The sequence below is a fragment of the Bdellovibrio sp. NC01 genome (assembly GCF_006874625.1).
Lineage (GTDB): Bacteria > Bdellovibrionota > Bdellovibrionia > Bdellovibrionales > Bdellovibrionaceae > Bdellovibrio.
On sequence record NZ_CP030034.1, the window covers coordinates 270,541 to 291,714 of the forward strand.

Consider the following 21,174-nt stretch of genomic DNA (forward strand, 5'->3'; position numbering starts at 1 on the left):
TAGGTTATGAATTTAACGCCAGCAAGCACTCAACAACTCTTGGTCTTTGGATTGGTTCTTCTATGCGTCGTTGTTATGGTCTTGTCGGCTATCTATTATTCAAACCTTCGCCTGCTTGGCGATCCAAAAAAAGAAACGATTAAATCATTTGCGTTTATTGGAGTGTGGCTCGGTATCATCACTGTGCTTTCATTGACGGGTGCCATAAATCAATTGCCACAGTTGCTGTACCCTCTGGTGATGTTTTTTAGTTTTGTTATTCCTATTTGGTTTGCGCTTTCCGATAAAGGCGCAAAAATTGCGCTGTCTGTTCCCCTGGCATTTCTTGTTGGATTTCACGTCTTTCGTTTGCCGATCAACCTGATGCTGGATGTGTGGGTGGAAGATGGAATTCTTCCTAAAGCATATACATGGATCGGGATTAACTATGATGTGGTCACAGGTATGCTGGCGTTAATCTTTGCACCCTTGGCCAATCGTTATCGCTGGATTGCCTGGGGAATCAATATCGTGGGAATCGTTTTATTCTTTCATGTCCTTGGGATTGATTCAGTGTTGGGCATAACACAGATTAGCAAAGGTATGGATTCTCCATTTGTCTATCAATGGCCCTTCATTCTAGCAAACCCCATCGGAATCGGTGGGGTTGTTGCGGGTCATATTATTTTGACTCGAGCACTTCGTTATCATTGAAGTGACGTATTCGTACCCTTTAAGCACGCCACCTCAACTTGTGCCGGATCTATGAACAACATCACGTTGTGCGGATTGTGTCCTAAACTTACTAGGCTGATGCATTGATCAATGTGATCGTTAATTCTTTGTGCGTAAGCGGCTTGGCATTCAGCATCGGTTGGATTTGGGTTTCCGGGAATCACTTCTTTGCAAATTCTCCAGTTGGTAGTGCGCAATTCATCCGCGCGCGCTTTGATGGATTTTTGCAATGACTCTTTTTGTTTATCAAGCTGACAGAGTTGTTTTGCGTAAGGTCTGATTTGACTATCTGGCCAGTCAACTACTTCGCGTAGCTTCGGAATATAAACGTTGTTAATCACAGAATTTGTACAAGTTAGCATCGGCTGTGGCGATTCTGCTTTGGCGTGTTGGAAGGCAAGAACAATCATCGAAAAAAATAAGAAGAGTGCGAGGTTATTCATGGGGAACTCCTTTACTTTATCGTGCGACAATCTGGGAAATTGTTAAGTCCAATTTATCAGATGTGGCTTAGCAGCGATTTGCTTGTTTGTTCGCAGAAGTCTTGTGCTGATTTGAACTTAGCCCGCAATTTACCTGATCCTAAATCTTGTTTAAGAACTTTGGAGGGATGCGTGGAAGAGGAATCAACGGAAAAGTTTGAGGTTTCCCGACGTGAAGCCTTAAAGATTGCAGCAACTGGGTTGCTTGCCAGTTTACCTATCGCGGGTATAGCAGAAAAAGCGGAAGCTGCGGTTACTAAATCAAAAGCAGCAACAACACCGACAAAGAAGCCAGTAAAAACCACTTACATATTTTTGAATAAACAAGAAGCGGCGTTCATTGAAGCTGCAACCGCAAGATTGATTCCGGCTGATGAAAAATGGGGCGGAGCGATCGAAGCTGGAGTGCCAAACTACATCGACAAACAACTCGGTGGAAGTTGGGGCGCAGGTGAACGCCTTTATCGTTCGGGGCCTTGGCAAGTAGGTACGAAAACTCAGGGTTATCAGTTGCCTTTTACTCCGGCAGAACTTTTCCGCACAGCTTTAAAGGCGCTCAATAAACAAATGAAGACTCCGCTAAATAAAATGTCACCTGACCAACAAGATTCTTTTTTAAAGGAACTTGAAAAGGGCGGTGCCGATTTAGATGGAGTTCCGTCGGCAGTTTTCTTTTCGTCGTTGTTGCAACTAACGATGGAAGGATTTTTTTCTGATCCAGTCTATGGCGGTAACTACGACATGATTTCATGGCGCATGATTGGCTTTCCTGGAGCCTATGGAAGTTATTATGACGTCCTCGATAAACACGGAATCAAAATTGATCGTGCACCGATGAGTCTTGCTGAAGACTCTATGGGAAAAATTCATCAACATTCCAATATTCCTGCAAGCCTTGGAACTGTGAAAGGTAAAGGTGGAAAATAATGGCCACGAAACTAAAACCCGTAGACGTTGTGACAATTGGCGTGGGCATGACCGGCGGAATTCTTGGAAAGGAACTTGCGGCATTAGGCTTGAAAGTCGTGGGGCTTGAGCGTGGACCACACCTCGACACGGTTCCGGATTTTCAATCTCCAAATATGCATGATGAACTGCGCTTCGCCGTTCGCAAGGGCCTGATGCAGGACAATACCAAAGAGGCCATTACCGCGCGCAACTCTTTAGATCAAACGGCATTGCCGATTCGTCGCTGGGATAGCTTTCTTCCTGGCACGGGACTTGGCGGTGCGATGGTGCATTGGAATGGGCAGACGTATCGTTTTCAAGTCGCCGACTTCATTTATAAAAGTCATATTGAAAAACGTTATGGCAAAAACTTTTTAGATAAAGATTTGCAAATTCAAGATTGGGGTGTGACTTACGATGAGCTTGAACCGCACTATGATCGTTTTGAATACCTGTGCGGTACAAGTGGTAAAGCTGGCAACATCAAAGGAAAAATTCAAGCAGGTGGTAATCCTTTTGAAGGGTGGCGCTCGCGTGAATATCCAACAGGGCCGATGAAAGAACACTATGCCGGTGCTTTATTCAGAAAAGCCACGAATGAGTTAGGCTTTCATCCTTTTCCACAGCCATCTTCCAATTTAAGTGCTCCGTATACAAATCCTGAAGGTTTGACGATGCAAACGTGTTCATTCTGTGGATTCTGTGAACGCTTTGGTTGCGAACACTTTGCGAAATCAAGTCCACAGACAATTATTTTGCCAGCGGCTTTGAAGATGTCGAATTATGAACTGCGTACCGGTTGCCAAGTTACGAAAATTAACTTGGACAGTACCAAGAAGAAAGCGACAGGGGTTACCTACGTCGATGCTGCGGGAAGAGAGTTCGAGCAACCCGCAGATTTAGTTCTGTTGACTGCGTTTTCGTTAAACAACGTGCGTATGATGTTATTGTCAGGCATTGGTAAGCCGTACGATCCGAAAACGGGTGAAGGCGTTGTCGGTCGCAATTACGCGTATCAAACGATGAGTGCAGGACAAATTTTCTATGATGAAAGCGTGAACATTAATCCTTTCATGGCTTCAGGATCGTCGGGAACTTTGATTGACGATTTCTCGGGTGATAATTTTGATCATGGTCCATTGAAGTTTATTGGTGGCGCTTATATTGGTGCGATCAATACCAACGGACGCCCGATTGAATATCGACCAACTCCGCCGGGTACACCGAAGTGGGGTGCGGATTGGAAGAAGGCAGTTGCGAAACATTATAATCACACCGTGAATTTAAATGGTCATGGCAGCTCGACAGCGTGTCGTCAGAATTATTTGGATTTAGATCCAACATACAAAGATGCCTGGGGTTTGCCATTATTGCGTATCACTTTTGATTTCCCAGATAATGATATTCGCATGGCTCAGCACATTGGTGCGCAGATGAAAAAAATCGGTGATGCCATGGGCGGCAAACAAGTGGCCGTGCAGCCTCGTCAAAAATCTTGGGACACGACAATTTATCAAACGACACATAACACGGGTGGCGCTGTCATGGGCACTGATCCAAATACAAGTGCCGTGAATCGCTATTTGCAAAGTTGGGATGTTTCAAATCTTTTCGTGGTTGGTGCATCAGCCTTCCCACAAAATGCTTGTTACAATCCGACCGGCACTGTCGGCGCATTAACTTATTGGGCTGCTGAAGCATTAAAAAAATATGTGAAGTCGCCTGGGGCGTTGGTGTAGTTATGAAATTGATTATTAAATCTCTTATCATGATTTTATTTGCGGCAGGAGCTTACGCGGCTGATGAGCCTGATATGAAAGCGGGTGAAGACATTGCAATGAAAGGCACACCTGAAGGTGCGACGGCATGTTTTGCCTGTCATGGCACGCGCACTGAAGAAAATAAAACTGGATCGTTCCCAAGAATGGTCAATCAATCGCAGTATTATATTTTGCAACAGCTGAAAGATTATTCCAGCGGCGCACGCAATAACGCCGTGATGGGACCGATTGCAAAGGCATTAACGGATAAGGAAAAAGCAGATGTTGCTGCCTATTATGCAAAAATACTTTTTCCAACTCCAAAAGTAAAAAAGGCAGCAAGCGCAGTTCTTAAGCGTGGCGAAGAATTGGCGGTTGTCGGTGATCTAAAAATTCAGGTGCAAGCTTGCAACAACTGTCATGGACCCGGAGGAATGGGAATGGCGCCAGCGATTCCTGCAATAGCGGGACAACATGCAAATTATTTGGAAGCTCAGCTTAAAGCATGGAAAGATGGGCAACGCAAAAACAGCGCGGATCTGATGGGACCCATAGCAAAACGACTGTCAGATAAAGATATATCGGCGTTGGCTTTGTATTTTGAACAAGTGCAGATCAATGCGGGTAAAGCCGTAGCAAAATAGAAACTGAAGGAGTGCATTATGGGACAAATGAATCCACATAGACCAACTCAGAATCTTACGACGAACACACCACAAGCAGTGCCAGGTCTTTATGATGTTGATGAGATTAAGCAACAAGCAGCCTCTTCTATAATTGAAGGCGCAGTCACAAAAAATTATCCGCTTGATGTAAATCAAGCATGTGCACTTTTAAATGAAGCTTTGGCAACCGAGATAAATTGTGTGCTCCGTTATCGTCACCATCAAATCATTGCCAAAGGAATCAATTTCCTCGATATTTCAAAAGAGTTCGAGGAGCACGCCGAAAACGAACAGAGGCACATGATGATGCTTGCTGAACGAATCAATCAATTAGGCGGAAATCCTGATTTCAATCCTCTCAGTGTCGCTGGCAAGGCGGTTACTGATTATGGTCAATCTCATGATTTGCGCGCGATGATTCGTGAAGATCTCGTTGCTGAAAGAATCGTTATCGACGTTTATCGCAAAATGATTTCTTGGTTCGGGCTGGGTGATCCTACGACTCGTGTCATGCTTGAAAAAATAATGGCAGATGAAGAAGAGCACGCAAATGATTTGGCGGATCTTCTTGCCGTTAGTGAAAAGCATAACTAACAGAGGAGCTTTTTATTTATCCTCTGTGGGAGGATTGCAGTGAAAAGCTCTGTGAACGAACCAGTTTCAAAAAATATTCTTCTATGGTTGGTGGCAGTCGGGTTTTTCATGGAAACTCTCGATGCCACCATCGTTAATACCGCATTACCAAGCATGGCAAAAAGTTTGGGCGAAAGTCCTTTGCTTATGCAGTCGGTGATCATCGCATATTCATTAACAATTGCCGTTGTGATTCCAGCGTCAGGTTGGATTGCTGATCGCTTCGGAACGAAGCGTGTGTTCTTTTCTGCGATCTTTATGTTTAGCATTGGTTCGCTATTGTGCGCGTTTTCGCAAACGCTTCCGCAATTGGTGATCTCGCGTGTGATTCAAGGGATGGGTGGCGCGATGATGATGCCAGTGGGACGCTTAGCTGTTCTGCGTGCGTTTCCTGCAAATGAATTCTTACGTGCGATTAGCTTCGTTACCATTCCGGCGTTGGTAGGGCCGCTCATAGGTCCCACATTAGGTGGTTGGCTGGTTGAATTCGCTTCGTGGCACTGGATTTTCTTAATCAATATTCCCGTTGGTATTCTAGGTTGTATTTTTACTTACACCCACATGCCTGATATTCGCGGGGAGCCACGCCGGTTTGATATTCCTGGCTTCGTCATGCTTTCAGTCAGCATGGTCTTTATTTCATTCGCACTTGATGGCTTGTCGGAACTGGGATTTCCTCACGCGACGGTATTGGTGCTTTTGATTTTCGGTCTAGCAAGTTTGAGTTCTTATTGGCTTCATGCTTCGCGCACGAAAGATCCTCTTTTTTCTTTGCACTTATTTAAATCGCAAACGTACAGCATCGGATTGATGGGCAACTTGTTCGCGCGTATCGGCAGCAGCAGTATGCCATTTTTGATTCCATTGCTGTTGCAAGTAAGTTTGAAGTATTCGCCGTTTGAAGCGGGGATGACAATGATTCCGGTCGCGTTAGCGGGGATCTTTGCGAAACGTTTGGCGACTCCGTTGATCGTGAAGATGGGTTATAAAAATGTTTTGGTTGGTAATACGATTCTTGTTGGTCTTGCAATGGCAAGCTTTGCGCTGTTCAATCCCAATCATCCAATCTGGTTACGAATCATTCAGTTGATCTTCTTCGGTACCGTGAATTCCGTGCAGTTCACAGCGATGAATACACTGACGTTGAAAGACTTGGGCGCCAAATATGCAAGCAGTGGAAATAGTTTATTTTCAATGATTCAGATGTTGGCCATGAGTTTTGCGGTGGCTGCGGCAGGAGCTTTGCTATCAACATTTGCAAAACACTTTGGTACCTACGAAGACGGAGTCTATGCAATTCAAGCGTTCCGTTGGACTTTTGTTTGTATGGGTGTGATTACTTGCAGTTCGGCATGGATCTTTTGGCAATTGCCGGCATCGTTGAAAGACGCTTCAACCGCAGAACCGGTAGAGGCCGTATAAAAAAATAACGGAGTATTGTGGACTCCGTTATTAGGTGATCGAACTAGGATTTAATTTTCAAACTATTCTAGGTGAGTTCTTTGTAGTGCGCGAGTGTAATCACATTTGCCCGTGAACTCGTGATTTGCGGCACGTTCTTTCGGAGCATTTTCGATAAAGCGACGAAGACCCGGAACATTTGTCGCTACCATTTGGTTCATCGCACTTTGTGATGGATTGTGCGAGTTACCCATTTCAAACAACAATGACCAAACACCGTGTTTCCAGAAAGCGTAATCTTCAAAGGCACCGTCTGCCGCGTAAAGAAGCTCTTTAGAGTTTCCTACAGCGTATCCGCTTTCAACCACGGCTGCTTTTGCCAGGTTGATGAACGTGGATTCGTAAGAAGTCGTCACGTCATTTGTGGAAAAGCCCCAAGGATAAAGAACTGCTGGCCAGTAAGTGTGTAGAGTTGCAGAGCTTACGATATTCTTTTCAGCGATGAAATCAGCAAGAGCTTTTGTTGATTTCGAGCGGAAAGATTTCGTTGTTACACAAGGTCCTGGGTAGTCGCGGTTTTGATCAAGGCTTCCGCTTGGAAGTCTTTCATAACGGTTGCGGTTGTTGTAACCGTTGATGTTCAAAACTGGAATAACGTAAACTGTGTGGCCTACGATTGGATTTTTTGCGAACGACTCTGCTGCGCCAACCGCAACTGCCGTCGAACCGTATTCGTTACCATGGTGAGTGGCAACAATAAGGTCTGCTGTTTCACCGTTACCGATTTTCAAACCATTGATTTGCTCACCAGCATCTGAAGTACCGATGCTGATTAGTTCAGTGGTAGTTGGATTCTCTTGCGCAATTCTTTTAAGATTGTCTTGCACCGTTGAATAGTTGGTAGAAGCCGCTGGGGCATGCATCGAAATTAAAAGTGAAAAAATAATATGTAGCATGTTTAAAGGCTCCATTGACAATTGTTATGCTGTCAAAGAGGTCGATCGCGTCCTAGAATAAACTAGATCTTGGTCTCAAGATGTTTTTGAATGGAAACATAGAAAGAAGGTGCGCATGAAGTTCATTAACATATCTCAATTCGGTGGCCCTGAAGTTCTTGTGCAACAAGAAACAGAAACTCCGAAAGCCGCTGCTGGAGAGGTTTTGATCGAAGTACATGCAGCGGGAATTAATCGCCCTGACGTTTTTCAGCGCCAAGGAACATATCCTCCACCGCCAGGAGCTTCTGTAATTCCAGGTCTTGAAGTGGCTGGTGTCGTTGTTTCGTGCGGCGAAGGAGTTCAGCGTTGGAAAAAGGGCGATCAAGTGTGCGCACTTGTAAGTGGTGGTGGTTATGCAGAGTACGTCAATGTGCCCGAAGGACAGTGTCTTCCGATTCCTCACGGCTTTGATTTTATTCACGCGGCTGCACTGCCTGAGACCTTCTTTACAGTTTGGACAAATCTTTTCGAAGATGGCCGTTTAATCGCGAATGAGACAGCATTAATTCATGGCGGAGCCGGTGGCATCGGTACAACTGCTATTCAAATGGCGAAAGCACTTGGTGCAAAAGTTTTAACAACAGCGGGGAAGAAAGAATCTGTCGCAATTTTACAAGAGCTCGGTGCGGATCGTGTGATCCTTTATAAAGAAGAAGACTTCGTGAAGGTTGCAAAGGAATTTACGCACGATAAAGGTGTAAATGTCATTCTTGATATGGTGGGTGGCGATTACTTCGTCAGAAATTTAGATGCATTGGCATATCAAGGCCGTCTTGTGCAAATCGCAAGCTTACACGGAGCCAAGGTCGAACTAGATATCAGCAAAATGATGATGAAACGTCTAATGATCACAGGATCAACTCTTCGTCCACGCAACGTCACAGAAAAGTCACGCATCGCTCGCGCACTCGAAGAAAAGATCTGGCCACTCTTAAATCAGGGCAAAATGAAGCCCCACATCTTCAAAGTTTTGCCTCTAGAGCAAGCCTCGGAAGGTCATCGTCTGATGGAAGAAAGCCAACACACCGGCAAAATTATTTTAAAAGTAAAATAACAACAATCCGCCACACGGCTAAACCTATCTATCAGATATCACTCAACTCTATCTGAACAAACTAACGCACCGTAGACCCAAAAAAGTGCCTGCCATTTTTTCGGAAAAATAGGCAGGCACCTTTTGGGTTAGGGGTCTAAGACGCCTTTTGGGGTTGTTGCTAGAAGGATGGTTGCGGTTTTTAGGGTGTTTTTGGGTTGGGTCAGTTCTTCGCGTTGGGATTCTTGGATTGTTTCGTCTATCAGGTTTGAGATTCTTTTTTTGAATTCGTTGTAAGTATCATCGCTAAGTTTTACTGCGATTAAGCGATGGAGATTCTTTGAATCTTTTTGTAAAGACCTTTGTAGCGTCAGTTCCGACCATTCGCGATTGAGTTGAATAGCTAACCTTGAATCATCAGCCCATTTGAATTTTTCGGGGTGGCGTGATTTGTAACGGCCTTTTGAGTAAGACAATAAATCTAAGCTCACTAAGCGATCCAATAATTTTTTAAGCTCTGCCTTTGAAATTTTTTGCAGAGTTTCGATTTCACTGAGTTCGTGATGTTCAATCGCCAAACGCCAGTACACTGCGAGTAAGCTACGATTTTTCAGTAAGGCATCTTGTTGAGCATTCGTCAGAGTTATTTCTGCAATCGCTGATTTTTCTGAAAGACTAAAAAGTTGTCCCGGAAGAATGTTTAAGACTTCGCAGATTTGTAAGACGCGGCGAAAGGAAATGTCTTTTGCATTCAACATTTTCTTTACGCCGGATTCGGTCATCTTTAATTCCGACGCAAGCTCAGCGTAATTTACGTCTTTGGCTTTTAGCGCTTTCTTCAGTCCGGCTAGGTAGATCGAGTGTTCCACTTTAGTCTCCGCAAAGTGATTAAAAGTACCAATATTTGGAACTATTTAATCATCATGACACATTTTGGGTGACTGGCGGTACTCTTTAAGTATGAAAGCACAGACTTATATCCAAAGAAGAAAACAGTTGGCCGCTAAATACTCTCGTACATTGTTTGTGATCTATTCGGGTGATGAAAAAATGCGATCGCACTCAGTCGCCCATCGCTTTAAGGTCGCTTCGGATTTTTATTATCTGACGGGGTTAGAATTGTCAGGCGCGTATCTTGTTCTTGCTAGCGACACATCGTATTTATTGTCGAAGGCGTTTTCACACGAAGCCGCGGTTTGGGATGATGAAGCGATTTTAAATTCTGAAGAGCAAGAGTTCGTTCAAGATGTGCAAAAAGAAAGCGTGGATAAACTTGCGGATATCGTGCAATCACATCTTGCGCAATTTGATCGTTTAGCATTTGCACTGGGACGTAATGCACAAGCCGACGATGAGCTATTGAACAGTATCGCTTTCGAAAAACGTTATCGTGGCAGAAAATTGGCGACACCACTTGCTATAACGGATTCACGTACCTTAGTCGGCACTTTGCGTTTGAAAAAAGACGACGATGAAATTGCGAATATGCGTGAAGCAGGACGCAGAAGTTCTTTGGTGCATCATGAACTTATGAAATTAAAGATCGTCGGGAAAACTGAGCGCCAAGTGGCAAATTGGATTGAAGCGCAGTTCATGCTGCAAGACATGTCATGGACGGCCTATCAAACCATCGTCGGTTCGGGAGAGCGCACTGTTTTGTTGCATGCGCGAGCTACAGATAAAGTGATTAAAGATAACGAACTTGTTCTTATAGATGCCGGTGCGGAATGGAAAGGCTACTGTGCTGATATTACTCGCACAATCACAGCGGGAAGTAAGTTCACTCAGGCACAGAGGGAACTCTACGATATAGTTTTGAAAGCTCATAAAGATGTTATTTCTGAAGTGAAGGAAGGACTGACACTTACGCAGTTGCATGAACACACTCTGCAGGTTTTGAGTGAAGGGCTTGCACGTCATGGTTACAATAAGGATGAAGTAAAAAATGAGGTAAGCTCACTGATGGCGCATTCGACTTCGCACTGGATTGGTTTAGATGTGCACGATCCATCTGCATATTTTGACGATCTGGGGCAAGCGATCAAATTGGAGCAAGGCATGACGTTTACTGTAGAGCCTGGATTGTACTTCAGAAGCGGCTTTGACAAGATTTCGAAATTCAAAAACATGGGCGTGCGCATTGAAGACGACATACTTGTCACTGCAAAAGGACACGAGTCCTTTACGAAAGTCGCAAAAGAAATTGAAGAGATCGAGACCTTACGAAGTCAGCAAGCTTGATCATTCGTGAAAGACTGCGTTTAATAAAGAAATGAGCTTAGATGTTTTCTTTCGCGAGTTGATCGACAAAGTAGAGTCGTCTGAAATTTCAAATGCAGGAAAAGATGCAGAGGGATTTTATAAACCGGTACGCACGATTCTTCTTCGTCATTTGAATTTACTAAAGGATTTGCATGCGAAGCCTTTAGCAAAACCGATGTTAAAAGCTTCGTGGAAGTATGTGACGGAACATGTTCCACCAGAGTGGTTGGTTCCCGATGATTCTGTCGATAAAGCTCAGCTTAAGAAAATTCTAGAATAAAGAATTTATTTGAAGAGAGTGAGGATTTCATGGAACCAGAGATTCTCCGCACCGCCACCGATCAAACACTGAGCAATCAAATCAGTTTTGAAGATATGTGTGACAAGTTTCTTCGCGCCGGCATCGAATCAGCACATGTCGATCTATTTGCAAAGCGCATTACATTTCATACCCCTGAAGCACATGTGTACGAAGAGTCGTTCTATTTCGAAGGACCCCGTGTTGCCGACATTTTTTCTGAAGAGAAAATCATTCTCGATTTCAAATCATTGTTATTACGCAAATTATCCCTGCATGAGTTTTTCAACTTTATTATGCTTGCGGGAGTAACGGGATTTACCATCTATTTGTTGGGTAAAAAGGTCCTCTTTTTTGGAAGACGTGGTGAATATCACCTCGAATATTTGCATCGCGAAAAATAATTCTACCCCATTCGCGGGGAGAAATTCCCCCTCATTCATGTGAGATCGAAATAAATCCATTTTCAGTCTTGGCACCTCATGTGCAACCTTAGTCTTGCGAACTCAAGGAGAACACATGACTAATCTACAATTATCGAAAGAGAGTTGGAAAAGTCTCAAGATCGATTTGCAAAAAGAGTGGGATTTCATCACGACAGATGAGTGGGATCGTACAAAAGGTAGCTTGAAAGCCATCTTTGGTTTGATCGAGACAAAATCGGGACTTCATCAAGAAGAAGTGAAATCAAAACTAGTAAAGCTTTTAAAAAAATACACAAAAATATTTTAAGTAGGTAGTCATCCCTTGCTACCGCTTATTGGGCCGCCCTGTAAATTGCATCCTTATGGGGCGGCCTGCGTTTCCTCAAAAAATTTGCATCAACTACTAAGGAGAATACAGCATGAAAAAACTGATTATCATCTTTGCAGGAATTCTTATGTCGGGCGCAGTACATGCTCAGTCTGTAGAAGGCATTAAAGAGGGATCAAACACTGTTCGTTTGCTATTGGGCGCATCTCAATCAGCATTCAGCGGCGGTGTTGCATATGAAAGAAGAAGCGGCACATTCGGTGTTGGCGGTTTCTTACTCTCATCAACTAAAGATTCAGATGCAAACAAACCTGAAACTCTCACATTCGGCTTGGATGTGACTTCTCACCTTATCGATAAAAATGATTTAGACGTTTATATCTCGCCAGGTATCGCAGTGACGAATTCAGATGCTGCGACTTCAGCTGGCGATGACGACACATTGTTTGGACCAACTTTAAAAATTGGAACGGTTTATTCTTTAAACCACGGCTGGGGCGTTGGTTTAGAGTACCTGCGAGTGTTCAACTGGTTTAGCGAAAAATCTCCTGCACAAATTGACTTCGCTAATTTGGTTGTCTCTTATTCCTTCTAGAACAGGAATAAAGAGATGGGACAGGGGGCTGGTTTGGATTCAAACCGGTCCCCTTTCTTTTTTCATCTTAGTGCGGGGATTTCGCCGGAGGGTTAGAGCTATGCTCTCGCTACTTCGGCACGCCATCCGGGCTCAATCGTCGCCGATGGGCTGTGCCCATCGGTTCGCGCCATCGTGGCGCCGACGAAGGCCTCATCCGCAAGAGCATAGCTCTAACCCTCCAGCGAAATTCGTCTTCGATGGAAATAAAAAAGGGATGATCTTTCATCCCTTTTATCGTGTTGGTTTTGAATTCTTTATTAGATCAGTACTAGGTGGCGTTCTACTTCCATCACTGGGGATTTTAGAACTTCTACTTTTGCTTCTAGCTTTTTAAATTTTTTGCGGGCTAGTTGCATTTCTTCTTCGATTTTTTCCATACGTCCTTTTAGTAGGAAGTACTTGCCGCCTTTGTTGTAGTAAGTGCGGCTGATGTCGAGGATGACGTCGATGGGCTTGAAGGCTCTTGCTGTTACGACGTCAATGTCTTTTAAGTCTTGTGGGATTTCGCCGTGGACTTGCAGGTTGGGGGCGATTTTTTTGCAGCGGTTTAGGAATTCTTGTTTTTTCGGGCTCTTCTCATACAAGTGATACGCGACGTTTGGAAATTGGATTGCGTAGAGTACTCCTGGTAAGCCGCCGCCCGAGCCGAAGTCTGCTGCTGCTTTGATGTTTTTTGGGAATTGCTTTAATGGCAGAAGGCAATCGATCAAGTGATTGTCGATTAATTCTTCAAACTTCATTTGGCGGCTGAAGAGGTTCAGTTCTTCGTTGGCTGCCCAAAGAAGATCGATATAGGCCTGAAGTTGTGGCAGAGCTTCTTCGCGGAAGCCGAGTTCAAGGATTAAAGGAATTCTGTTATCAAACTGCATGTTCCCCTTATACGGTTTTATGCGTTAAAGGGGAAGGGAATTCCCTAGTGGGACACGATTGGAGCATCGTTTGGATCTGCGATGACTTTATTATCGATTCTACGGTTGCCCCAGAACAAAATAATCAACGAGACCACTGAAGCGCCGATAAAAATTCCAGAGATTGGCAATAACTGTTGGGCATCGAACACACCCACGCATACAGAAGCCAACGAACCAACCGCCATTTGCAAAGAGCCCATCAAAGCAGAAGCGCTGCCTGCGTTTCTTGAAAACGGCGCCATCGCTAAGGCAGATGCATTGGGATTGGCAAGGCCCACCATTGCAAGCAACATGAAGAAGATTGCAATGATTGTCGGTAAACTCAACCAGCCTTGCCAAGCCCCTGCGAAAAACACCAAGCTAATAACCGCGAAAGCATACATCGCGGATTTCAAAATCTTTTCGTTGTGGAACAATCGCAGGAAGAAAATATTCAACTGGCTTGAACCAATAAAGCCCATGGCTAGAAAACTAAAAATCCAACCGTATTCTTTTTCACTGACTTTGAAGATCTCCATAAAAATAACCGGAGAAGCCGCAAGATAAACGAACAAACCAGAGAAGATCACGGCGCCCGCAAGAGTGAACGTGTGGAACTGAGTATTTTTGAAAATCTCGAAATAGTTTTTCAAAATAGGTCCCGGCATCAGTGATTGAGTTTTATCAGGCTCATGTCCTTCGGGAAGGAAGAAGAAAACAAGAAGCAAGATCGCAAAGCCGATGGCTGCAAGAACGGCAAAGATGGATTGCCATCCCAATGACGCCGCTAAATAGCCACCAGCTGTTGGCGCAAGTAATGGCGATACACCTAAAATCAAAATCAGGAGTGAGAAAACTTTCGCGCTGTCTTTAGGTGAAAAGAAATCACGCACCATCGCAATCGCCGCAACGTTAGCAACACAGCCACCTAAAGCTTGAATTACGCGCAAAACAATCAATGCTTCGATGGAATGAACAGACAAACACGCAAGTGTCGCCAGCAAATAAATCCCCAAACCAAAATACAGCGGACGCTTTCTGCCGAAACGATCTAACAGTGGTCCATAAAACAACTGACCAATTGCAAGTCCGATAAAGAAACTTGAAAGCGACAAAGAAACTTGCGCGACGTTGGAATGAAAGTCCTCTGCCATCTTCGGAAATGCAGGCAAGTACATGTCGATAGAAAAAGGGCAAAGAGCAGTCAGTGCCCCAAGAATGAGGATCAGCGAAAAGTTACTAATTTTACGGGAGGACATGAGGGGGCCTTTCGAGTTCTTTAATAGTAACTATCACTGGCACATTAAAGGGTCAATGAAATACTTTGGACAACGGCCTTCCTCACATTTGCCTCTTTGACTAAACAGCTAAGCAGTGAATTTTGCGTCGTATTTGCGAAAAAGCGCACTTGTTTTAGACGCTTTCGCCAGAGGTGTTGAAAAATATTTCGACAGGAAATCGAAGACTAAAGGCCTGGAAAAAACCGCCCGATGGGTTGTGTAATGAAAACACTAAACGCAACAATCATTTTATTGGCTGGATTATTAATCTCTTACTCTCACAGTGCATCTGCGATGGGTATTCGTCTTCCAGGTACAGGCAGTAGTAGTTCGTCTTCAGGTTCTTCGTCTTCTTCTGGTTCGAATTCTTCTTCAGGATCTTCTTCATCATCGGGTTCAAGCAGCTCTGGCTCATCATCTTCAACAATTGAAGTGACACCTTTGTGGGAAGCAAAAGTTTCTGGTTCAAAAGCTTGGACAGAACATTTGAATAGTTCTCTTGATACTTTGGGGCAAGATCTGCTGGATACAGAGGTTGCTGATGGCGCAACATTCTGCCCGAAATATGCATCATTGTCTTATGCGCAAAGAAAACAATTCTGGATCTTCATGATGTCAGCAATGACTAAATACGAAAGTGCCTTCAACACAAATTCAAAATACACAGAAAGCTTCAGCGATAGCTCGGGCAATAATGTGATCAGCCGTGGTCTTTTGCAAATTTCTATCGAAAGCGGTAATGCCTACGGTTGCGCATTCAAATCAACTTCGGATTTGCATGATCCTCTTCAAAACTTGGATTGTGGTGTGAGAATTTTGAATCGTTGGATTGGTCGTGATGCTCGTATGGCTGGTAAAGTCAGTGGCTCGTGGAAGGGTGGAGCTCGTTATTGGTCAGTGCTTCGCACATCTTCGGGTTCTTATAGCAACATCGTCAGTCTTACGAAAAACATCTCTATCTGTAAATAAATACAAATCTTAGGGTGGGAGAAGGATCTTCTGCCCTATTCCATTGTCATTTCGAAGCGTTGTGGTACACCTAGCGCCCTATGAAAACGCAAAGCTCGACACTGCATCACAATCGCTTTCAAGACATGAATCTTGCGCCGGAACTTCTAACGGCTTTAAGCAAGATGAACATCTCTAAGCCCACACAAATTCAAAGCCAGGCCATCCCCGTTGCGATGGAAGGTCATGATTTAATCGCGATTGCTCAAACGGGCAGTGGTAAGACTCTTGCGTATGCCCTTGCGACTTTGACTCGTTTAAAAAATAAACCTGAAGCGCGTGCGTTGGTTTTATCACCAAGTCGCGAAATGGCTCAGCAGGTTTATAAAGTTTTGATCGAGCTGGTGAAAGAGCTTCCCATGTCAGTGGCATTGGTCGTCGGTGGTGCCGCAGGTTCAAAACAAGACAATCAATTAAAGAAAAATCCCAAGATCATCGTCGCGACTCCGGGTCGTATGATCGATCATCTGACGGGTAATAAACTTCTTCTTCAAGGAGTCGAAACAGTTATCATCGACGAAGCTGATCGCATGCTAGACATGGGCTTCGCCCCACAATTGCGCGCTATTCAAAACACTATGCGTGGAGAAATCCAAACACTGATGTTTTCTGCAAGCTTTGGCAAAAACGTTGAAGAGATTGCACAAGTCTTCATTAAGTATAAACCGTTCATGATTAAAACGTCTGAAGCGGAAGCACCAGTTTCGGCATTAAAACAAAAAGTTTTGTTCATGGATCGCAGCATGAAAAACGATCGCATCCTTGACGACTTAAATGCCACTCGTGGTGGTGTCATTGTTTTCACTGGTAACCAAGAAAGCTGCGAAGCGCTTGGTAATTATTTAAAAGAATATGGTTACGCGACGGATTTGATTCACGGTGGACTTTCACAAGGTCAACGCAATCGTGTCGTTCGTGATTTCAGAAGTGGTGAATTGCGTGTTGTTGTTGCCACTGATTTGTTAGCGCGTGGTCTTGACGTGCCACACGTGGATCACGTGATTAATTTCGATTTGCCATTCCAAGCGGAAGATTTCCTTCACCGTATCGGTCGAACGGCGCGCGCAGGTCGTGGCGGCGAAGCCTTAACCTACGTCACACCGTCAGACACGCGTATGTACCACAAGATTAAAACTTATCTTGTCGGCGCCGAAGAAATCAAAATCGATCCGATGTTTAAGTTCATTGATCGTTCCCGCAAATTTGGTCATAAGAAAAAAGCTTTGAGTGATCAAAGAGCCGCAAGCGCTCCGCAAGGGCGTTCATTAAAGGGTGGAAAACCAAGCCACAGCGGTGGCGGAAGGCCCCAAGCAGGAAAATCAAAATCAGGATTTAAAAAGAAATAAAAAAGCCCGGTTGTTGAGACCGGGCTTTTTATTTTTTAAGACTAGAACAAAGCGTTGTTCGGAGTACGTGGGAACGGAATCACATCGCGGATGTTTGTCATACCAGTGACGTACATCAACATACGTTCAAAGCCCAAGCCGAAGCCTGCGTGCGGGAAGCTGCCGTAACGGCGAAGATCCAAGTAGAACGAGTAGTCTTCAGGGTGAAGGCCAACTTGCTTCATACGAGTTTCCAACTTCTCTAAATCATCTTCCCTTTGAGAGCCACCGATGATTTCACCAATGCCCGGAGCCAGCAAGTCCATCGCGCGAACTGTTTTGCCGTCTTCGTTCATTTTCATGTAGAACGCTTTGATATCTTTTGGATAATCGGTCACGAACACAGGCTTCTTGAAGTGTTCTTCAGCCAAAAATCTTTCGTGTTCAGATTGCATATCGATACCCCATTCAACTGGGTATTCGAATTTCTTACCAGACTTAGTCAAGATGTTGATCGCTTCAGTGTAAGTTACGCGTGCGAATTCATTGTTCAAAACGTTGTTCAATTTATCGAACAAACCTTTTTCGATGAATTGGTTAAAGAATTCCATCTCTTCTGGGCATTGTTCCATCACGTAGCGGATGATGTATTTGATCATCGCTTCGCCCAATTCCATATTCGCTGACAAGTCCGCGAATGCGATTTCAGGTTCGATCATCCAGAACTCAGCAGCGTGGCGAGAAGTGTTTGAGTTCTCTGCGCGGAAAGTGGGACCGAAAGTGTAGATGTTACGGAAAGCCGCACAGAACGTTTCACCGTTCAACTGACCCGATACAGTCAGGTTCGTCTCTTTACCGAAGAAATCTTTTGTCGCGTCGATTTTGCCATCAGCAGTGCGTGGCGGGTTGTCCAATTTCAAAGTTGTTACGCGGAACATTTCGCCAGCACCTTCAGCATCAGAGCCAGTGATGATTGGCGTGTTCACGTATACAAAGTTTTGCTCTTGGAAGAATTTGTGAATCGCATAAGCCAAAACTGAACGCACACGGAATACTGCAGAGAACGTGTTACCACGCGGACGGATGTGAGCGATCTCGCGCAAGAATTCAAACGAGTGACGTTTATTTTGCAAAGGATATTCAGCCGATGCTTTTTGTACGATCTCTACTTTGTTCGCAAGAACTTCAAAAGTTTGACCCGCACCTTGTGATTTCACAACTTTACCATGAACGATGATAGAGCTTGAGATAGAAAGCTTTGCGATCTCTTCGAAATTAGAAAGTTTCTCGTCGAATACTACTTGAAGTCCTTTAAAGAAACTTCCGTCATTCAATTCAATAAAGCCGAAGCTTTTTTGATCGCGAATTTTACGTACCCAACCAGACAACAGAACTTCTTTATCTAAGAATTTTTCTGTCTCTCTAAAAATCGATTTAACCAATGTTGTTTCCATCCAGGACCCTTTCAACAGTGCGATTAATTTAGCTTTTTTTAAACCTGTTGTCTAATCCTGACGCCCGATATTTTGCTACGAAAATGCAATGACTCAGCATATCTGGACCTCTTGGCCGCTAAAAGGGCGCTCGTCTTGATTTGAGGCGGGGTCTGAATGTTTGCAGGATTAGGCAAATATGTTGCACGATCCGTCTAACCCCTGTTGTGCTTAAAGAGCTATTCTTATGAAAGAGGTTAGACATGAAAAGCAAAGTACCTAGCAAAACCGCTCCAGGAATCCGTAAAGAGATCCTGCAAGTCGCAAAGAGAATCGGGCAAAAAGACGGGGTTACGCCAACAAGCGTTTCTTATCTTTCGATCATCCGTTCCGAAACTCCGACGACTTTGAACCACGGTATCTTGCAGCCCTCTTTTTGTATCGTCGTCCAAGGTGCGAAGAAGATTCATATCGGCCAGGACATCTTTAAATACGGCGTCGGCAGTTTTGTCGTATCGGCAATTGATTTACCAACATCAGGGCAAATTATCGAAGCCAGTAAAGCAGCCCCTTATTTGGGTTTGAAAGTCGAATTTGATCCGAAAGAAATTGCAGCCATCGTCATGGAAGCAAAATTAAATTTGTCTGACGATATAAAACGGACCGGTCCCGCGGCCTTCGTGGGACAAGCCGATGAATCTTTGCAAGATGCAGTCGTGCGTTTAGTAAAACTTGTCGATCAACCTGAAGATGCCGCTTTTTTGGCAGACAATCTTAAACGCGAAATCTTGTATCGCATTTTAAGAAGCGAGTACGGGAAAAATATTTATCGCAATCTTATTCAAGACCAACGCGAAGTGGGTGTTGGCAGAGCCATCACGTGGTTGAAGAACAACTACAATCAGCCCTTGAAGATGGAAGACTTAGCAAAAGCTTCCAATATGAGTGTCTCGAGTTTGCATCACAAGTTCAAAGCGGTGACGGCGATGGGACCATTGCAATATCAAAAACAATTACGCCTGCAAGAAGCTCGAAGACTTATCTTCAGTGGAAAAATGGATGCAGGATCAGCGGCATTTGAAGTGGGCTATGAAAGTCAGTCGCAATTTACGCGCGAATATCGACGACTTTTTGGCGCGCCTCCTTTGCAGGACATTAAAAAACTTAAAAGCCATCCCGAAGTGGACGAGCTTAGCGAACCTCAAGAAAGGATCGTCAGATGAAACAGGTCGAACAAATCTACATTAACGGGAAATTTGTAAAGCCTCACGGTACGGAAGTGATGGATCTTATTAGTCCCATCAATAAAGAAGTCATCGGGCGCGTGACATTAGGAAATGCGCAAGACGTTGAAGACGCCGTTGCGGCAGCGAAAGCCGCTTACAAAAAATATTCAAAATCTTCACTGCAAGAACGTGCAGACTATTTGGAGCGCTTACATAAGGCTGTGAAAGCTCGTGCCTCTGAATTAGTTGAAACTATGATTGCAGAGTATGGTGGTACAAGAACGATGGCCGAGGGCACTGTGAATCGCGCCATCAATTCATTCTTGCTGGCGAAAGATACGATGTTGAATTTTGAATTCACTCGAAAGATTGGCGAAGCTAAAATCGTTTTAGAACCGTTTGGCGTCGTCGGTCTTATCACTCCGTGGAATGCCAACTACAGCTTTATCTGCGGAAAACTTGCGACGGCCTTAGCATCGGGCAGTACGGCCGTGATTAAACCAAGCGAACTTAGTTCTTTGCAAACGCAGTTGTTACTTGAATGCTTCCATGAGGCAGGATTGCCCCCAGGATTATATAACGTCGTCAGCGGTCGTGGGGATGTGGTTGGTAATGCGATCACTCAACATCGTGATATTGCAAAGATCTCGTTTACGGGTTCAACAGTTGTAGGTAAGGCGATTGCTCGTGGCGCGGTTGATACGATGAAGCGCGTGACTTTGGAATTGGGCGGAAAATCACCGAACATTCTTTTGGATGATGCTGATTTTGAAAAAGCAATTCCTCTGGCAGTGATGATGGCGTTCATGAATAGCGGCCAGGCATGTATTGCGGGAACTCGTCTCTTAGTTCCAGAGCATCGTTTGGAAGAAGTGAAACGCTTGGTTGTGAAAGCTATTGCGAACGTAAAAGTGGGGGACCCTCACGGTAAAGACGTGCAAGTAGGTCCGATGGTCACAGAAAAACAATACGAACGCGTGCAAAGCTATATTCGCGAGGGGATTGCTGAAGGTGCGGAACTACTTATTGGTGGTGAAGGACATCCGCAAGGTTTGGAAAACGGAAACTTTGTAAGACCCACTGCTTTTGCAAACGTAAAACCAGATATGAAGATCGCTAAAGAAGAAATCTTTGGCCCAGTTTTGTCGATTCTTACTTATAAAACAGAAGACGAAGCCATCGAAATGGCTAACGACACGGACTATGGCCTTCACGCTTATATATCAGGAGATCAAAAACGTGCTGAAAAAATGGCTTCACAAATTGTCGCAGGTCGCGTGTTCATCAATGGAATGTACGAAGAACCACGAGCTCCATTCGGAGGTTTCAAACAATCGGGTATCGGTCGTGAATTTGGAACTTTTGGGTTAGAGGCTTATCTCGAGCCAAAAACAATTATGGGTCACGCTTAAAACTTTCAAGGTGGCG

22 protein-coding genes are annotated in these 21,174 nt (G+C 44.4%); 16 read left to right on the forward strand and 6 right to left on the reverse strand.

What is annotated here, in order from left to right; genetic code table 11:
* Nucleotides 1–6: 6 nt before the first annotated feature.
* A complete protein-coding gene (locus DOE51_RS01380) occupies nucleotides 7–693 on the forward strand; it encodes a hypothetical protein (protein ID WP_142694818.1) in 687 nt (228 codons plus the stop codon).
* On the opposite strand, the gene DOE51_RS01385 is transcribed toward DOE51_RS01380, so the two are convergent.
* A complete protein-coding gene (locus tag DOE51_RS01385) occupies nucleotides 687–1,157 on the reverse strand; it encodes a hypothetical protein (protein ID WP_142694819.1) in 471 nt (156 codons plus the stop codon). The two genes, DOE51_RS01380 and DOE51_RS01385, sit on opposite strands and share 7 nt — an antisense overlap.
* Nucleotides 1,158–1,328: 171 nt before the next feature.
* Between DOE51_RS01385 and DOE51_RS01390 the strand changes: the two genes are divergently transcribed.
* The 5 genes from DOE51_RS01390 to mdtD are packed head-to-tail and all read left to right on the forward strand — an operon-like array spanning nucleotide 1,329 to nucleotide 6,624.
* Nucleotides 1,329–2,123 carry a gluconate 2-dehydrogenase subunit 3 family protein gene (locus DOE51_RS01390; protein ID WP_210415553.1) on the forward strand — a complete coding sequence of 265 codons (795 nt, stop codon included), beginning with the start codon at nucleotides 1,329–1,331 and terminating at the stop codon, nucleotides 2,121–2,123.
* A complete protein-coding gene (locus DOE51_RS01395) occupies nucleotides 2,123–3,883 on the forward strand; it encodes a GMC family oxidoreductase (RefSeq protein WP_142694820.1) in 1,761 nt (586 codons plus the stop codon). The genes DOE51_RS01390 and DOE51_RS01395 overlap by 1 nt, the downstream gene beginning before the upstream one ends.
* A 2-nt stretch (nucleotides 3,884–3,885) precedes the next feature.
* A complete protein-coding gene (locus tag DOE51_RS01400; RefSeq protein ID WP_142694821.1) occupies nucleotides 3,886–4,548 on the forward strand; it encodes a c-type cytochrome in 663 nt (220 codons plus the stop codon).
* An 18-nt stretch (nucleotides 4,549–4,566) separates the two neighbouring features.
* Nucleotides 4,567–5,163 carry a bacterioferritin gene (locus DOE51_RS01405; protein WP_246845240.1) on the forward strand — a complete coding sequence of 199 codons (597 nt, stop codon included), beginning with the start codon at nucleotides 4,567–4,569 and terminating at the stop codon, nucleotides 5,161–5,163.
* A 33-nt stretch (nucleotides 5,164–5,196) separates the two neighbouring features.
* Entirely contained in the window at nucleotides 5,197–6,624 is a 1,428-nt protein-coding gene (gene mdtD, locus DOE51_RS01410) for a multidrug transporter subunit MdtD (protein WP_142694822.1), read from the forward strand.
* 62 nt (nucleotides 6,625–6,686) lie between these two features.
* Here the strand turns inward: mdtD and DOE51_RS01415 are convergent, their stop codons facing one another.
* Nucleotides 6,687–7,559 (reverse strand): M14 family metallopeptidase, encoded by an 873-nt coding sequence (locus DOE51_RS01415; protein WP_246845244.1) that lies wholly within the window; start codon nucleotides 7,557–7,559, stop codon nucleotides 6,687–6,689.
* A gap of 115 nt (nucleotides 7,560–7,674) precedes the next feature.
* Here DOE51_RS01415 and DOE51_RS01420 point away from each other — a divergent pair, with 115 nt between their 5' ends.
* Nucleotides 7,675–8,655: an NAD(P)H-quinone oxidoreductase gene (locus DOE51_RS01420; protein WP_142694824.1), complete on the forward strand. Its 981-nt coding sequence runs from the start codon at nucleotides 7,675–7,677 to the stop codon at nucleotides 8,653–8,655.
* A gap of 128 nt (nucleotides 8,656–8,783) precedes the next feature.
* On the opposite strand, the gene DOE51_RS01425 is transcribed toward DOE51_RS01420, so the two are convergent.
* Entirely contained in the window at nucleotides 8,784–9,503 is a 720-nt protein-coding gene (locus DOE51_RS01425; RefSeq protein ID WP_168196358.1) for a helix-turn-helix transcriptional regulator, read from the reverse strand.
* A gap of 91 nt (nucleotides 9,504–9,594) precedes the next feature.
* Between DOE51_RS01425 and DOE51_RS01430 the strand changes: the two genes are divergently transcribed.
* From DOE51_RS01430 to DOE51_RS01450, 5 genes are all read left to right on the forward strand, one after another.
* Nucleotides 9,595–10,875: a Xaa-Pro peptidase family protein gene (locus DOE51_RS01430; RefSeq protein ID WP_142694826.1), complete on the forward strand. Its 1,281-nt coding sequence runs from the start codon at nucleotides 9,595–9,597 to the stop codon at nucleotides 10,873–10,875.
* A gap of 31 nt (nucleotides 10,876–10,906) precedes the next feature.
* A complete protein-coding gene (locus DOE51_RS01435) occupies nucleotides 10,907–11,176 on the forward strand; it encodes a hypothetical protein (RefSeq protein ID WP_142694827.1) in 270 nt (89 codons plus the stop codon).
* Between the two features lie 29 nt (nucleotides 11,177–11,205).
* A complete protein-coding gene (locus DOE51_RS01440; RefSeq protein ID WP_142694828.1) occupies nucleotides 11,206–11,598 on the forward strand; it encodes a hypothetical protein in 393 nt (130 codons plus the stop codon).
* A 115-nt stretch (nucleotides 11,599–11,713) separates the two neighbouring features.
* The gene (locus tag DOE51_RS01445; RefSeq protein WP_142694829.1) at nucleotides 11,714–11,926 is read left to right on the forward strand and encodes a hypothetical protein; all 213 of its coding nucleotides are present in this window, start codon (nucleotides 11,714–11,716) and stop codon (nucleotides 11,924–11,926) included.
* A 112-nt stretch (nucleotides 11,927–12,038) separates the two neighbouring features.
* Nucleotides 12,039–12,542 (forward strand): outer membrane beta-barrel protein, encoded by a 504-nt coding sequence (locus tag DOE51_RS01450; RefSeq protein WP_142694830.1) that lies wholly within the window; start codon nucleotides 12,039–12,041, stop codon nucleotides 12,540–12,542.
* Between the two features lie 299 nt (nucleotides 12,543–12,841).
* Here the strand turns inward: DOE51_RS01450 and rsmG are convergent, their stop codons facing one another.
* The gene (gene rsmG / locus DOE51_RS01455; RefSeq protein WP_142694831.1) at nucleotides 12,842–13,453 is read right to left on the reverse strand and encodes a 16S rRNA (guanine(527)-N(7))-methyltransferase RsmG; all 612 of its coding nucleotides are present in this window, start codon (nucleotides 13,451–13,453) and stop codon (nucleotides 12,842–12,844) included.
* A gap of 44 nt (nucleotides 13,454–13,497) precedes the next feature.
* On the reverse strand, nucleotides 13,498–14,733 hold the full coding sequence (locus tag DOE51_RS01460; protein WP_142694832.1) for a multidrug effflux MFS transporter: 1,236 nt from the start codon (nucleotides 14,731–14,733) through the stop codon (nucleotides 13,498–13,500).
* 243 nt (nucleotides 14,734–14,976) lie between these two features.
* Here DOE51_RS01460 and DOE51_RS01470 point away from each other — a divergent pair, with 243 nt between their 5' ends.
* Nucleotides 14,977–15,723, forward strand: coding sequence for a transglycosylase SLT domain-containing protein (locus DOE51_RS01470; protein ID WP_246845246.1), 747 nt, complete (start codon nucleotides 14,977–14,979; stop codon nucleotides 15,721–15,723).
* Between the two features lie 80 nt (nucleotides 15,724–15,803).
* The gene (locus tag DOE51_RS01475; RefSeq protein WP_142694833.1) at nucleotides 15,804–17,108 is read left to right on the forward strand and encodes a DEAD/DEAH box helicase; all 1,305 of its coding nucleotides are present in this window, start codon (nucleotides 15,804–15,806) and stop codon (nucleotides 17,106–17,108) included.
* A gap of 41 nt (nucleotides 17,109–17,149) precedes the next feature.
* On the opposite strand, the gene asnS is transcribed toward DOE51_RS01475, so the two are convergent.
* Nucleotides 17,150–18,541 carry an asparagine--tRNA ligase gene (gene asnS / locus DOE51_RS01480; RefSeq protein ID WP_142694834.1) on the reverse strand — a complete coding sequence of 464 codons (1,392 nt, stop codon included), beginning with the start codon at nucleotides 18,539–18,541 and terminating at the stop codon, nucleotides 17,150–17,152.
* Nucleotides 18,542–18,783: 242 nt separating this feature from the next.
* On the opposite strand from asnS, the gene DOE51_RS01485 reads away from it, so the two are divergent.
* Nucleotides 18,784–19,743, forward strand: coding sequence for an AraC family transcriptional regulator (locus DOE51_RS01485; RefSeq protein WP_142694835.1), 960 nt, complete (start codon nucleotides 18,784–18,786; stop codon nucleotides 19,741–19,743).
* Entirely contained in the window at nucleotides 19,740–21,158 is a 1,419-nt protein-coding gene (locus DOE51_RS01490) for an aldehyde dehydrogenase family protein (RefSeq protein WP_142694836.1), read from the forward strand. Before DOE51_RS01485 ends, DOE51_RS01490 begins: the two co-directional genes overlap by 4 nt.
* Nucleotides 21,159–21,174 lie beyond the last annotated feature (16 nt).

Bases quoted from the DNA above. Each gene is read 5' to 3' on its own strand.
- DOE51_RS01380 (WP_142694818.1), top strand. From the start codon at position 7: ATGAATTTAACGCCAGCAAGCACTCAACAACTCTTGGTCTTTGGATTG.
- DOE51_RS01385 (WP_142694819.1), bottom strand. From the start codon at position 1,157: ATGAATAACCTCGCACTCTTCTTATTTTTTTCGATGATTGTTCTTGCC.
- DOE51_RS01395 (WP_142694820.1), top strand. From the start codon at position 2,123: ATGGCCACGAAACTAAAACCCGTAGACGTTGTGACAATTGGCGTGGGC.
- DOE51_RS01400 (WP_142694821.1), top strand. From the start codon at position 3,886: ATGAAATTGATTATTAAATCTCTTATCATGATTTTATTTGCGGCAGGA.
- DOE51_RS01405 (WP_246845240.1), top strand. From the start codon at position 4,567: ATGGGACAAATGAATCCACATAGACCAACTCAGAATCTTACGACGAAC.
- DOE51_RS01415 (WP_246845244.1), bottom strand. From the start codon at position 7,559: ATGCTACATATTATTTTTTCACTTTTAATTTCGATGCATGCCCCAGCG.
- DOE51_RS01420 (WP_142694824.1), top strand. From the start codon at position 7,675: ATGAAGTTCATTAACATATCTCAATTCGGTGGCCCTGAAGTTCTTGTG.
- DOE51_RS01430 (WP_142694826.1), top strand. From the start codon at position 9,595: ATGAAAGCACAGACTTATATCCAAAGAAGAAAACAGTTGGCCGCTAAA.
- DOE51_RS01435 (WP_142694827.1), top strand. From the start codon at position 10,907: ATGAGCTTAGATGTTTTCTTTCGCGAGTTGATCGACAAAGTAGAGTCG.
- DOE51_RS01440 (WP_142694828.1), top strand. From the start codon at position 11,206: ATGGAACCAGAGATTCTCCGCACCGCCACCGATCAAACACTGAGCAAT.
- DOE51_RS01445 (WP_142694829.1), top strand. From the start codon at position 11,714: ATGACTAATCTACAATTATCGAAAGAGAGTTGGAAAAGTCTCAAGATC.
- DOE51_RS01450 (WP_142694830.1), top strand. From the start codon at position 12,039: ATGAAAAAACTGATTATCATCTTTGCAGGAATTCTTATGTCGGGCGCA.
- rsmG (WP_142694831.1), bottom strand. From the start codon at position 13,453: ATGCAGTTTGATAACAGAATTCCTTTAATCCTTGAACTCGGCTTCCGC.
- DOE51_RS01460 (WP_142694832.1), bottom strand. From the start codon at position 14,733: ATGTCCTCCCGTAAAATTAGTAACTTTTCGCTGATCCTCATTCTTGGG.
- DOE51_RS01470 (WP_246845246.1), top strand. From the start codon at position 14,977: ATGAAAACACTAAACGCAACAATCATTTTATTGGCTGGATTATTAATC.
- DOE51_RS01475 (WP_142694833.1), top strand. From the start codon at position 15,804: ATGAAAACGCAAAGCTCGACACTGCATCACAATCGCTTTCAAGACATG.
- asnS (WP_142694834.1), bottom strand. From the start codon at position 18,541: ATGGAAACAACATTGGTTAAATCGATTTTTAGAGAGACAGAAAAATTC.
- DOE51_RS01485 (WP_142694835.1), top strand. From the start codon at position 18,784: ATGAAAAGCAAAGTACCTAGCAAAACCGCTCCAGGAATCCGTAAAGAG.
- DOE51_RS01490 (WP_142694836.1), top strand. From the start codon at position 19,740: ATGAAACAGGTCGAACAAATCTACATTAACGGGAAATTTGTAAAGCCT.